Below are 12,959 nucleotides of genomic sequence, written 5' to 3' on the forward strand. Positions count from 1 at the left end.
CGCAGCCAGAACGATGCGTACGTCCTCTCCGAACCGGCCCTCCGCGGGGTCACTCCACCCCAGGAATTCCAGCAACCGAGTCTTTGCGTCGTCCTCCCTCTGCCGCTGACCGTAATACCTTTGCAATGTTTCCACTGCGTCGTCGAAGGTCATCTTCGAGACCATCGCGGCATATCGGAGAGCTTGTAGATCGGCACGGCTGTCGTCCGTCGTTCGCTTCAGCTCGACGACAACCAATCGCGCCTGGCGGTCCACGCCGAGCAGGTCGATCCGACGGTCACTTCGATCCCAACTTGAGAACTCTTCCGAGATGACCAACGTATCCGGGGCGATCACGTCAATGTGGTCTCGAAGAAGGCGCTGAAGGTCGCTCCGCTCCAGGAGACCGACGGCGCCGAAGTCGACGCGCTCCAGGCCGCGAATCGCCGTTGAAGAGAGTTCGAATAGCGGCATTTGTCACTCAACTGCCTGACGTCGCGTTTCACAGCCGCCAAGGCTCACGATCGCACCGGCCGCTGTCGCCCTCAAGGGGTTGTTAGACGGCCTGCTTAACCCACTCGTATTGAGTGCTCGTTCGCAGTCGAAGGGCAGGTTTGTTGTAGAGCGTCCGTCGCCAACGCAGCACGAGGTACTCTTCGAGTTCGGATCGGCCAAGCGAAACTGGCAGAAACGCCAATTCAAACCGCTGCGCAAGGACGGCGTTCAGTTTGGCGTCCGTGGTTCTCGCCAGTCCCAGTCTCTTAATCAGAATCCGCCGAAATGTATGGTTCACCGTCCGTCCCTGATCGCCCATTCTCGCCAATAACCCGGACGTTTCACCTACATAAACGGGTTCACCTGTATGAGCATCCCAGATTGCGTACACGCCGGCACCAGCGGTGATGTCTTTCGCCCATTCCGCGTCGCAGCACAAACGCCGTCTTGGTGCTGAGTTGAGGGCAGCTTCCAAATTCTTGAGAACAGCTTGCGCATCAAGTTGCGAGACGGGTCCGGTTTGAGTTCGAGCTTTCGTTTGCGATGGCGTAGCGGTCTCCATCGCAGGCGTCAGTCACACTGAAGCTGCCCATGACGGGCCGCTTGGCCACCGCGACAGGAGGGACACCAGGACTGGACGATGTGCCGTCCGTCACCCATATCCCTCGTGCCGAATTCGCTTTCAGGGAAGAATTGATGACGTCCGTCTGTGTTCGAGCAATTCGGGCAACTCTTAGAACGCTGGCCGTCGCGCACGAGCGTTATCGATTCGCTCAATGGAAGGCCGCACGTGCAACCCATCGGATTCCCCTCTCTCTGCAAGAGCGCGTCGTGCCGGCACACCGGCGGCCGCTCTGCCGGGTGTGCCGGGCGTCGCTATGTCACGAATGGCGCGATGATACCATCGGCGGTTCTCCCCGAGCTAAACGGGCTCAAGAACGGGATCAGTCGACCGAACCCGCAGATGAGACGCGTGGCAAGAGCCGAGAGACGGCCAGAATTCCTAATAAAATGAAGGAAAGAGTGGTGAGCCGCCTCGGAATCGAACCGAGAACCCGCAGATTAAGAGTCTGCTGCTCTGCCAATTGAGCTAGCGGCCCACGTGCACGGAACGGCTGTGCGCAGGAACCTCCAATTGTAACCAATCCCGCTCCACCGGATCAAGGCGATAGACTCGAGCATGGACGATCTCGCATTCGACTCAGGTCCGGCGGAGCCCCCGACACCGCCGCCCCACACCGATCCCCCCTGGGCCCTCATCGCCGGCGCCGTGCTCCTGCTGGCGCTCGGCGGCCTCTGGTACTTCGCCACCCGCGGCCGCGGCGCCGCGCCGGCGCCGGCCGTCACGGAAACCACCGTCGACGTCGCGAAGCCGCCGCGGCGGACGGCCGAACCCGGCGAGCCGATCGACCTGCCGCCGCTGGACCAGACCGATCCGCTGGTCCGTACGTTGGTCGGCCGGCTGTCGTCTCACCCGATCGCCGCGGCATGGCTCACGACCGACGGCTTGATCCGGAATCTCACCGTCGTGATCGCCAACATCGCCGACGGCGACACGCCGGCGGCGCATCTCAAGCCCCTGCGCCCGCCGGGCGCGTTCGTGACGAAGACGACGGGCGGCGTCACCACCGTGCATCCGGCGAGCTACGCGCGCTACGACGCGATCGCCGCCGCCGTCGAGGGCCTCGACGCGCGCGGCGTGGCCCGCTTCTACGCCACGATCAAGCCGCGCATCGAGGATGCGTACCGCGATCTCGGCGGCCCCGATCCCAACTTCGATCGCACCGTCGAGCGGGCCATCGTCATGCTGCTGCGCACGCCCGAGCCGGCGGCCGACACCGAGGTCCGGCAGGGCAGCGTCACCTACACGTTCGCCGATCCGGAGCTCGAGCGCCTGCCGCGCGCGCAGCGGCAGTTGCTGCGCATGGGGCCGCGCAACGAGCGGATCGTGAAGGCCAAGCTGCGCGAGGTCGCCGGCTTTCTCGGCATTCCCGACACCGCCCTGCCGCCGGTGCGGTAGGATGCGGGCGCCCATATGAGTATCAGGGGACTTCGCTGGTGGATGATCGGCCTGTTGATGCTCGGGTCGATCATCAACTACCTGACGCGCAGCACGCTCGGTGTGGCGGCGCAGACGCTGATGCACGATCTGCACATCACCACGCAGGAATACTCGTGGATCGTTGCGACGTTCCAGTTCGCCATCATGCTGCAGCCGCTCGCCGGCTACGTGCTCGATGTGCTCGGTCTGAAGGCCGGCTTCGCCATCTTCGCCATCGCGTGGTCGTGCATCAGCATGGCGCACGGCCTGGCGCGGAGCTGGCCGGCGTTTGCCGGCCTGCGCGCGCTGCTCGGCCTGGCGGAGGGCTCGGCGAATCCGGCCGGCATGAAGGCGACCGCGGAATGGTTCCCGGCCCGGGAACGCGGCCTGGCCGGCGGCATGTTCAACATCGGCGCCTCGGTCGGCTCGATGCTCGCGCCACCGCTGGTCGCCTGGGCGATTCTCGCCTATAACTGGCAGGCGGCGTTCGTGATCACCGGCGCGCTCGGCTTCGTGTGGGTCGCGCTCTGGCTGCTGTTCTACGAATCACCCTCGAAGCACCGCGCGCTCGGCGACGAGGAACGGCGCTACATCGCCGCCGGCCAGGAAACCTACCTGCAGTCGGACGGCAGCCGTCCGGCGTTCGGCGCGATCCTCGCGCAGCGCAACTTCTGGGGCATCGCGCTGCCGCGGTTCCTGGCCGACCCGACCTGGGGCACGCTCACCAACTGGCTGCCGCTCTACCTGATGACGGTGCGCCACTTCGATCTGAAACAGATCGCGCTCTTCGGCTGGCTGCCGTTCCTCGCCGCCGACATCGGTTGCATGACGGGCGGCACGATCAGCATCGCGCTGCAGAAGTTCGGCCGCCTCAGCTTGATCAACGCGCGCCGCGGCGCGTTCACGATCGGCGCCGTGACGATGATGACCGTCGGGTTTGCCGGGTTCGTGCAGAGCCCCTACGTCGCGATCGCGCTGCTCTCGGTCGCCGGCTTCGCGCACCAGACGCTGTCAGTCACCGTCATCACGATGGCGTCGGACCTCTTCAGGCGCCACGAGGTCGCGACGGTCGCCGGCATGGCGGGCACCTTCGGCAACCTCGGGCTGCTGCTCTTCAACCTGGCGATCGGCGCGCTGGTGACGACCATCGGCTACGCGCCCTTCTTCGTCTGCCTGGGCGTACTCGACCTGCTCGGCGCCTCCATTCTCTGGATGGTCGTCCGCGAACCGGCGGCGCCGAACGTGGCGGCGGCGTGAGCGTCATCCGCAACCCGATTCTCCGCGGCTTCAACCCCGACCCGTCGATCGTGCGCGTCGGCGGCGACTATTACATCGCGACGTCGACGTTCGAATGGTTTCCTGGGGTACAGATTCATCACTCGCGCGATCTGGTGCACTGGCGTCTGCTGACGCGCCCGCTGACCCGGGCGAGCCAGTTGAACATGCTGGGCGACCCGGATTCCTGCGGCGTGTGGGCGCCGTGCCTGACGCACGCCAACGGCCTGTTTCATCTCGTCTACACCGACGTGAAGCGGTACGGGCGGACGTCGGTGGCCGGCGCGAGCGGCGCGACGTTCCGCGATTTCCACAACTATCTCGTGACCAGTTCCGAGATCGAGGGGCCGTGGTCCGATCCGGTGTACTTGAACAGCAGCGGCTTCGACCCGTCGCTGTTCCACGACGAGGACGGCCGCACCCATCTCCTCAACATGCTCTGGGACCATCGTCCGGGCGCGAACCGGTTCGCCGGCATCGTGCTGCAGGAGTACTCGCCGGCCGAACGACGGCTCATCGGCGCGCGGCGAAACATCTTCAGAGGGACGGCGATCGGCCTCACTGAGGCGCCGCATCTATACAGGCGCGGTGGCTACTACTACCTGCTCACCGCCGAAGGGGGCACCGGATGGGGGCACGCCGTGACCATGGCGCGTTCGCACGCGCTCGACGGCCCCTACGAGCTGCACCCCGACGTGCACGTGCTCACCGCGCGTGATCGGCCGGACGCGGCGCTGCAGCGTGCCGGCCACGCCGATCTGGTCGAGACGCCTGACGGCGACACCTACATGGTGTACCTGTGCGGCCGCCCGCTGAAGAACCGCGGCCGCTGTACGCTCGGACGCGAGACGGCGATCCAGAAGATGGTGTGGTCGCCGGACGGCTGGCTTCGCACCGAACGCGGCGACGGTCTGCCGCAGGCCGAGTGCGCGGCGCCCGATCTGCCGCCGTATCCATTCCCCGACGCGGCGTCGCGGGTCGAGTTCGACACGCCGCGCCTGCCCCTCGAATTTCAATGGCTGCGCTCTCCCTCGCCCGAGGAACTCTGGAGCCTGACGGCGCGGCCCGGATTCCTGCGTCTCTACGGCCGCGAGTCGGTGGGCAGCCTGTTCAGGCAGACGCTCGTGGCGCGGCGCCAGCAGGCCCACGCCTTCAGCGCTTCGACGCGGATCGAGTTCGAGCCGGATCACTTCCAGCAGATGGCCGGCCTCATCTGCTACTACAACAGCGCGAAGTTCCACTACTTCTACGTCTCGCGCGACGACACCTTCGGCAAGCATCTCCGCGTGATATCGGCGATCCCGGACCAGGCCCAGACCGACGCGTTCACCGCGCCGATCCCGATCCCGTCGAACCGCCCGCTCGATCTGCGCGTCGAGGTCGACGAGGAACGGCTGCTGTTCGCGTATCGCCTCGGCGACGGCGGGTGGCAGTGGTTGTCGCAGGTGTTCGACGCCAGCCTGCTGTCGGACGAAGCAACCGCGCCGGGCCAGCCGAACTTCACCGGCGGGTTCGTCGGCATGGCATGCCACGACACGAGTGGCGCCGGCCTGCACGCCGATTTCGCCGGCTTCGAGTACCGGGAGCGCCCATTCGCGGCTCGGCCGGATCGTGACGCCGACGCTAATCCGCGGTGACGCCGATCACCGGCAGTATGCCCTGACGAAGAACCGCCTGTCGCCGATCTGCAGGCTCGGATCCTGCGCGCCGAACGACGCGCACGGCGTGAAACTCGCCGCGACCCACGTCATCAGACGCTGGCAGTAGTCGCGGCCGAACGCCTCGGCCCCGAACTCGCGCGTGGCGCGGTTGACGATGAGCACCAGACGGGTACCGCTCGCGTCCATAGCGCGGATGGCGCGCGCTTCTCCAGCCTCGTCGAGAAATCCCGGCGTGACGATCTCCTCGCGCAGCGGGTTGCGGCGGCCGCTGAGAAACAGCAGGGACGTGCCTTCCGGGAAGACCGCGACCGGCGCGCCGGCGGCCGTCCGCGCGTCGATGAAGGCCAGTGTCTGGTTCCACGCGTCGCCGATCTCGGGCGTGGTCAGCAGCGTCCCTCGCGGCGTGCGCACCGTGACGGTGTCGGCCCGGCGATACCGATAGGCGAGGACGCCCGCCGTGCCTGCGGTGCTGGCCAGCAGCAGTCCGAGGACGATCGCACGCGCCGCGCGGCGCGGGCCGGCGTCGGGCAGCGCCCGAGCGAACGTCTCCACCCACACGTAGGTGAAGACCACCACCGACATCGGCACCAGGAACGAGCCGTAGGCGCCGCCGCTGCGAACGTGGAGGAGCATGCGGAAAAGCTGCACCAGCGCGAACAGCGCATACAGCGAGACGAAAGGGCTGGCGGAAGACGGCCGCCGCCGTTGCCACGCGAGCAGACCGACGAGCAGCAGCGGCATCGCCATGAACGGACCGCGGTCCCAATCGAGGCCGGTGGTCAGAGCCAGGACCATCACCAGCACGACCGCGCCGGCCAGCGCCGCCCATGCACGGCGCCGTGTAATCGCGGGTCCGGCGACGAGATAGCTGACCGCGGCGACGATCGCCGCCACCAGTGCGAGCTTGATCGCCGCCACCGCTATCTGACCGAGCGACACGAGCGGGCGGTCGACGCCGGCCAGTCGCGCATTGAAGTAGGCGAGCGGCGCAGGCAGATGAAGCGGCAGCAGCCAGTTGTCGAGCATCAGCGTTCGCCATCCGATCCGCATCGCGATCGCCGTATAGACGCTGCCGGCGACGATCGCCGCGGCCACGCACACCAGGAGCGCCCGAGCCACTGCCGCGCGAGGATGACTGCGCGACAGCCACGCCGCCGCGACCCCCGCGGTGATCGCCGCAATGCCCATCTCCGTCTTCGCCAGCAGGGCGACACCGGCCGTGGCCCCGGCCAGCGCGAATCGCCACGCGGCCGGCCTGGCGAGCGCGGCGGCCGCGAGCGCCAGGGTCGCGATTGCGAGCACGGTGCCGTGCAGCGCGTTGTAGGAATAGGGAAAGACGTAGTTGCCGGCCGGCTTGAAGCCGCAGAGCCACATCACCGCGAGCGCCGCGATGCCGGCCGCCGCCGGGTCGAGGATGCGGCGCGCCAGCGCGTAGACGAGCACGATGATGATCGCCGCGGTGAAGATGCCGTCGGCGTAGAGGATGCCGAGCGACGGCCCGAACAATCGGTAGAGCGCCGCGTGCAGGTACGGCGAGAGCGGGCCGTAGATGTGGCCGACGTCGACGTAGAGGCGTTCGCCCGCCGCGAGACGGAGCGGCTGGTTCATCTCGCGGCCGCTGTCGATCAGCGGATTGACCCAGCGCTGCCAGGAGACGGCGAGCGCGACGACGAACGAGGCGGCCAGGATCAGCAGCCAACGGCGATCGTCCCTGTTCATGCGAACATAGAATACCCGCCGCGATGATCCGCCATCCCGACGTCGACCGTCTCTATCAACTGCCGCTCGAGGAGTTCACCGCGGCGCGCAACGCCCTGGCCAAAGGGGCGGGAACGGAGGCGGCGTCGATTCGGGCGCTGACCAAGCCGCCGCTCGCCGCATGGGCGGTGAACCAGGTGTACTGGCGCGATCGCCGCGCCTGGGACGTGCTCGTCGACGCCTCCGAGAACGTGCGACGGGTCAACCGCGCGCGGCTCGCCGGGAACGCGGGCGACGTGCGGGCCGCCGGCGCCGCGCACGACGCCGCGGTGCACGACGCGCTGCGCGCCGCGCTCGGCGAACTGAGCGGGGCTGGTCATGCCGTGACCGACGCGACGAAGCAGGCCGTGCTGAACACGCTCCGCGCCCTGCCGGCCGGCGATCCGCCAGGCCGCCTGACGAGAGCGCTGCAGCCGGGCGGCTTCGAACTGCTCGCGGGGATGGTCACAGGCCCCGCTCGCAAGGACACGAAGGAGGCAAAGGAGGCAAAGGAACCGAAGGAACCGAAGGAACCGAAGGAACCGAAGGAGGCTCCTTCCCGTGCGCGCGAACTGACGCGGGCGCGCGAGGCGGCGGCCGCGGGCGACCGTGCACTGAAGGAAGCGGAGCAGGCGGTCCGGCGCCACGAGTTCGAGATCGCCCGCGCGACGCGCGACGAGGAACGGGCCGGGCGCGCCGTCGAACTGGCGCGGACCGCGCTCGAGGCCGCCACGCAGGCATTGGCCGGCGCCGAGCGGGACGTATCGGACGCGCAGGAGCGGCGCGCCTCCGCCGAACGGGCATCCGCGAAAGCCGCCGCCGCCGTCACGGTCGCGCGTCGACACGCCGAGTCGGCGCACGCCGCGCTGAAGAAAACGTTGGGCTGAAACGTCGTTCACCCCCCTGAGCACAGATCGTGCAGAACACGGCCGGCGACGCGCGTGGGCAGGCGTGACGCCAGATAAACCGGAATGATCCGGCGATCTCTGGGAACCGGACGGCACGTCGCTTTACGGTGTCCGTAAGGGCTTGCGCGCGTCGTAAATTCAGCGACAATAGCAAGATTCGATGCTGACGCTTAGGCGGCGGCTCGCTCCGTGGGTACTGGCGCTCGCGTTCTGCCAGACGGTCGCCGTGTTCGCGGCGCCATGGTCGTCTTGTTGTGTCGCGGGTCGGTCTGTCATTGCGGCCACGCCGGCCGATGCCGACCACGACTGCTGCCCGGCCGGCGCGCATCCGCCCGGCCAGTGTCCGCGTCATGCGGCCAGCGCAGCCGCATCGCCGCGATCCTGCCGAATGGTGTGCGACGCACCGCACGGTGTCCAGCTCCTCATCGCGGCGATCGGTGTCCTGCCTGCGCCGGCAGCGGCGCCGTTCGCGCTCGAGCCCGGCCAGCTCCTCGCCGCCGCTCAATTCCTCCCCGATCATCGCGTCTCCGTCCCGCTCGCGCCGCCGCCTCGACTCGACTGAGCTGCTGCCGTTCCGGCCGATCAAACTCAGCTGAGAAGGAGTGTCCGTGGTGCGCGTGCGCGTCTGCGCGATTTCGTTCGCGTTCGTTCTGTCGATCATCGTCGGTGCACCCGTGCGTGCACAGGAAACCGTCGATACCGCGACGGTCAGCGGCCGTGTCGTCGATCCGCAAGGGGCGGTCGTGCCGGGCGCGATTGTGACCGCCCGTCAGCTCGACACTAACGTCGTCCGGGTCGCGACGACGGATGGCGAAGGACGTTTCCGTTTCACCTACCTGAAAGTCGGCCGCTACGAGTTCACCGTGCATCTCGAGGGATTCTCCGATGTGACGCGGCGTCTGACGCCGACGCTCGGGTCGGCTTTCGATCTGCCGATTCAGCTCAGTCTGCCCAGCGTCGAGTCGCAGGTGGTCGTCACCGCCGATTCGACGGTCGTCGAAACGGCGCGCAGCCAGATCGCTGCCACCGTCTCGGTGCCTGAGATTCAGGCGACGCCGCTCAACGGGCGCAACTTCCTCGATCTCGCGCTGCTCGCGCCTGGCGTATCGCCAACCAACGTGTCGAGCACGCAGCTCTTCGCCGAGACGTCCGCCGTGCCCGGCGGCGGACTGTCGGTCGGCAGCCAACGCAACTTCTCCAACAACTTCATCGTCGACGGGCTGTCGGCGAATGACGACGCGGCTGGGCTAAGCGGGATCCCCTACAGCGTCGATGCGATCGATCAGTTCCAGGTCGTGACCTCCGGCGGTCAGGCGGAGCTCGGCCGCGCGCTCGGCGGCTACTTCAGCGTCGTCACCCGCAGCGGCACCAACCAGCATCGCGGCGACGTCTATGGCTTCTTCCGCGACGACGCGCTCAACGCCAAGAACGCCCTGGCCGACCGCAGGCTGCCGATGGACCAGCAACAGGGGGGCGTCAGCCTCGGCGGCCCGATCCGCCGCGATCGCACGTTCTTCTTCACCAACCTCGAGGCGCGCAATCTCGATCAGACTGGCCTGATCACCATTCCCGACGCGGCGGTCGCCGCGATCAACGCGCGGCTCGCTGCCGTGAACTTTCCCGGCGCGCCGCTGACGACGGGCATCTATCCCGATCCTGTCACCAGCACCAACTACTTCGGGAAGATCGACGGCAACGGCAGGTCCGGTGAGCAGTACAGCCTGCGCTACTCGTTCTACAAAGTGAAGGCGGTGAATTCGCGCGGCGGTGGCGGCCTCGCCGCGCCGAGCGCGTCGGCGGCGCTCGACAATGTGGATCAGTCGGTCGGTTTCAGCAACACCTGGACGATTTCCCCGCGCACGGTCAACGAGACGCGCGCGCAGATTGCGCACGGCAATCTGCTGGCGCCGCCGGCCGATCCCATCGGACCTGCCGTGAGCATCATCGGCGTCGCGTCGTTCGGCACGCTCTCGACCTCGCCGACCGCGCGCGTCAACACGATCTACCAGGTCGTCGACAACCTGACGCACCAGGCCGGCTCGCATTCCCTCCGCGCCGGCATCGATTTTCTCTACAACGACGACACCATCACGTTCCCGCGCGCGTCGCGCGGCGCCTACTCGTTCAGCTCCCTCCCCAATTTTCTCGCCGGCGTCTACAACGACAGCAACGGCTTCACGCAGACGTTCGGCACGACCCAGGTGTCGCAGGGCAATCCCAACGCCGCCGTCTATGCGCAGGACGAGTGGCACCTGCATCCGCGCCTCACGCTGAACGGCGGCCTGCGTTACGACCTGCAGTTCCTGCAGTCGATTCACACCGACACCAACAATCTCTCGCCGCGGATCGGATTCGCCTGGACGCCGCTCGAGTCACGCACGCTGGTCGTCCGCGGAGGAGCGGGGCTGTTCTTCGACCGCGTCCCGCTGCGGGCGCTCGCCAACGCGTTGCTCTCGGCCGACAACACCAGCGATGTCACCAGCCTCCGTCAGAACTCCATCGTCGTCGGACCGGCCCAGGCGGCTGCGCCGGTGTTCCCGCTGATCCTGGCCGCGCCGATTCCCTCGGTGACGCTGCCGAACCTGACGACGATGAACCCGAACATGCAGAATGCCTGGTCGCGGCAGGCGAGCATCGAGATCGAACGGCAGATCGGGCTGCACACCTCGGTCGGCGTCGGATACGAGCACGTCGGTGGACGCAGTCTGATCGTCTCGATCAATCAGAACGTGCCGACCTGCGCAGCGGCGGGCACCAACAATGGCTGCCGCCCCGACCCGACCTACGGCAACAACAGCCAATACTCCCCGAGCGCACGCTCGGAGTACAACGGCCTGCACGTCTCCCTCGTGCAGCGTCCGACCAAGTGGGGACAGTATCGCGTGTCCTATGGGTTCTCGAAGGCGATGTCGAACGTAGGAGAGTTCTTCTTCAGCTCGCCTATCGATCCGTTCAATCTCGACAAGGACTGGGGACGATCGGACGACGATCAGCGTCATCGGCTGGTCGTCAACAGCGCCGTCGAGCTGTTTGGATTCCAGCTGAGTGGGCTGCTCCAGGCCTACTCGTCGCTGCCGTTCAACATTACCTCGGGTGTGACGACGCTGCAGGGAACAGCGGGCCGGCCCCTCGTCGACGGCCAGTTCATTCCGCGAAACTCGGGCGTCGGGCCCGACTTCTTCAGCCTGGGGCTGCGCGTCAGCCGGCAGTTCAGTGTCGGCGGCCGCGCGCGGCTCGAAGGCTTGATCGAGGCGTTCAACGTGACCAACCATACCAACGTGGTTACCGTGCAGGGCAACTTCGGATCGGGTGCGTATCCGGCGGACCCGACCCCGAACTTCGGCGTGTCCACGGCCGTCGGCGATCCGCGAACCGCACAGCTCGGCGTACGGGTGCGCTTCTGATGGGAAGGCGGTTGGTTCTTGTCGTCTTATCCGTCGCACTCGCGATCGGCGCGGCTGCCTGTGCACGCTCAGGAATGCCAGCGAACGGCGCCGTCTCCCTCGGTGTCGACGGGCGATCGAACTCGTTCGTCACGCTCGCTGCCGACGGCGATCGCGTGGCGGCCGTGTGGCTGGCCTCGAGCGACAGCGGCAACGACGTCTTCGTCGCCATGAGCGACGATGGCGGCGCACGCTTCGCCGCGCCGGTGCGCGTCAACGATCTGCCGGGCGACGCCGCGGGCAATGGCGAACAGCCGCCGCGCGTCGTCCTTCACGATCGGACCGTGGCCGTCGTCTGGATCTCGAAACGTCAGGGCGTGTCGGGCGTCCGCGCCGCGCAGTCGGCCGACGGCGGCCGCTCGTTTTCGGCGGCGCGAACGATTTCGCCCGAAGGGGTGACCGGCGCGCGCGGCTGGGAATCGGTCGCGATCGCCGACGACGGGATGGTACACGCGGCCTGGCTCGATGGCAGGAACGCGGCGCCGATGGCGGCGGATCATCACGACCACGGCGTCATGCGGCAGGACATCGTGCATGCGATGTGGCGAGCGGGAGAGCCGGTCGTCGAATCGCCGGTCGCCGATAACGTCTGCTTCTGCTGCAAGACCGGCGTCGTCACGCACGGCCGCGACGTGTTCGTGGTGTGGCGCCATCTCTTCGAGGGCGGCGTCCGCGACATCGCGGTCGCACGCTCCGCCGACGGCGGCCGCACGTTCGGCTCGCCGGTGCGGGTAAGCGCCGACAACTGGAAGATCGACGCCTGCCCTGACGACGGGCCGTCGCTGGCGGTCGAGGGAAACGGCACGCTCCACGTGGCGTGGCCGACGCTGCTCTCTGACAGCGGCCAGCCGCACATGGCGATCTTCGAGACGATCAGCATGGACGGCGGGGCGACGTTCACGGCGCGCGCCCGCGTCGATGCCTCGACGACAGGCGCCTCGCATCCGCGCATGGCCGTCAGCCGCGATGGCGTAAGGGCCATCGTCTGGGATGAGGCTGCGGCCGCAGGCCGGCAGGCGATGATCCGCGTCGCCGGGGGAGACGCCCGGACGCTCGCCGGCGGTGGCACGAGCTATCCAGCCATCGCGCCCACGCCGGAAGGTTTCGTCGTCGGCTGGAACGAGCAGGCGGGTGGCCGACCGGTTGTGGGTGTCCGGCGGGTTGGGCCGTAGATCTAGCAGGCGAACCCACGGCATCAGCGGCCAGTGAAGTGATAGACTTCGAAGTTCACGCGCCCGTAGCTCAGCTGGATAGAGCGCCGGGCTTCGAACCCGTAGGTCGGGGGTTCAAATCCCTCCGGGCGCGCCACTCGTGAAGTGAGAAGTTGAACGTCGTCTCGCGCGCCCGTAGCTCAATTGGATAGAGCGTCGGCCTCCGGAGCCGAAGGTTGCAGGTTCGAGCCCTGCCGGGCGCACCAACA

General features: G+C 67.6%; 9 protein-coding genes and 3 tRNA genes. 9 read left to right on the top strand and 3 right to left on the bottom strand.

Going from position 1 to position 12,959, the window contains the following annotated elements:
- Positions 1-453, bottom strand: a 453-nt coding sequence (locus tag VGI12_19880) for an endonuclease NucS domain-containing protein (GenBank protein ID HEY2434942.1), incomplete at its 3' end; no start/stop codon positions are given.
- A 1,045-nt stretch (positions 454-1,498) separates the two neighbouring features.
- Positions 1,499-1,574, bottom strand: a tRNA-Lys gene (locus VGI12_19885).
- An 80-nt stretch (positions 1,575-1,654) separates the two neighbouring features.
- On the opposite strand from VGI12_19885, the gene VGI12_19890 reads away from it, so the two are divergent.
- Genes VGI12_19890 through VGI12_19900 form a run of 3 tightly spaced genes read left to right on the top strand, consistent with a single transcriptional unit; the run spans position 1,655 to position 5,427 of the window.
- Complete coding sequence (locus tag VGI12_19890) at positions 1,655-2,494, top strand: DUF3014 domain-containing protein (GenBank protein ID HEY2434943.1); 840 nt, start codon at positions 1,655-1,657, stop codon at positions 2,492-2,494.
- 15 nt (positions 2,495-2,509) lie between these two features.
- Complete coding sequence (locus VGI12_19895) at positions 2,510-3,772, top strand: MFS transporter (GenBank protein ID HEY2434944.1); 1,263 nt, start codon at positions 2,510-2,512, stop codon at positions 3,770-3,772.
- The gene (locus tag VGI12_19900) at positions 3,769-5,427 is read left to right on the top strand and encodes a glycoside hydrolase family 43 protein (protein ID HEY2434945.1); all 1,659 of its coding nucleotides are present in this window, start codon (positions 3,769-3,771) and stop codon (positions 5,425-5,427) included. Before VGI12_19895 ends, VGI12_19900 begins: the two co-directional genes overlap by 4 nt.
- Before the next feature lie 6 nt (positions 5,428-5,433).
- Here VGI12_19900 and VGI12_19905 read toward each other — a convergent pair whose 3' ends face one another.
- On the bottom strand, positions 5,434-7,170 hold the full coding sequence (locus VGI12_19905) for a glycosyltransferase family 39 protein (protein HEY2434946.1): 1,737 nt from the start codon (positions 7,168-7,170) through the stop codon (positions 5,434-5,436).
- A gap of 23 nt (positions 7,171-7,193) precedes the next feature.
- Between VGI12_19905 and VGI12_19910 the strand changes: the two genes are divergently transcribed.
- The 6 genes from VGI12_19910 to VGI12_19935 all read left to right on the top strand — a co-directional run bounded on the left by VGI12_19910 (position 7,194) and on the right by VGI12_19935 (position 12,956).
- Complete coding sequence (locus VGI12_19910) at positions 7,194-8,075, top strand: hypothetical protein (GenBank protein ID HEY2434947.1); 882 nt, start codon at positions 7,194-7,196, stop codon at positions 8,073-8,075.
- Between the two features lie 409 nt (positions 8,076-8,484).
- The gene (locus VGI12_19915) at positions 8,485-8,658 is read left to right on the top strand and encodes a hypothetical protein (GenBank protein ID HEY2434948.1); all 174 of its coding nucleotides are present in this window, start codon (positions 8,485-8,487) and stop codon (positions 8,656-8,658) included.
- A 49-nt stretch (positions 8,659-8,707) separates the two neighbouring features.
- Positions 8,708-11,500: a TonB-dependent receptor gene (locus VGI12_19920; protein ID HEY2434949.1), complete on the top strand. Its 2,793-nt coding sequence runs from the start codon at positions 8,708-8,710 to the stop codon at positions 11,498-11,500.
- 74 nt (positions 11,501-11,574) lie between these two features.
- Positions 11,575-12,711 carry a sialidase family protein gene (locus VGI12_19925; GenBank protein ID HEY2434950.1) on the top strand — a complete coding sequence of 379 codons (1,137 nt, stop codon included), beginning with the start codon at positions 11,575-11,577 and terminating at the stop codon, positions 12,709-12,711.
- A 59-nt stretch (positions 12,712-12,770) separates the two neighbouring features.
- Positions 12,771-12,847 (top strand) — tRNA-Arg (locus VGI12_19930).
- 32 nt (positions 12,848-12,879) lie between these two features.
- Positions 12,880-12,956: transfer RNA gene (locus tag VGI12_19935), tRNA-Arg, on the top strand.
- The last annotated feature ends 3 nt before the right edge of the window (positions 12,957-12,959 follow it).

Source organism: Vicinamibacterales bacterium (assembly GCA_036496585.1).
Taxonomy (GTDB): domain Bacteria; phylum Acidobacteriota; class Vicinamibacteria; order Vicinamibacterales; family 2-12-FULL-66-21; genus JAICSD01.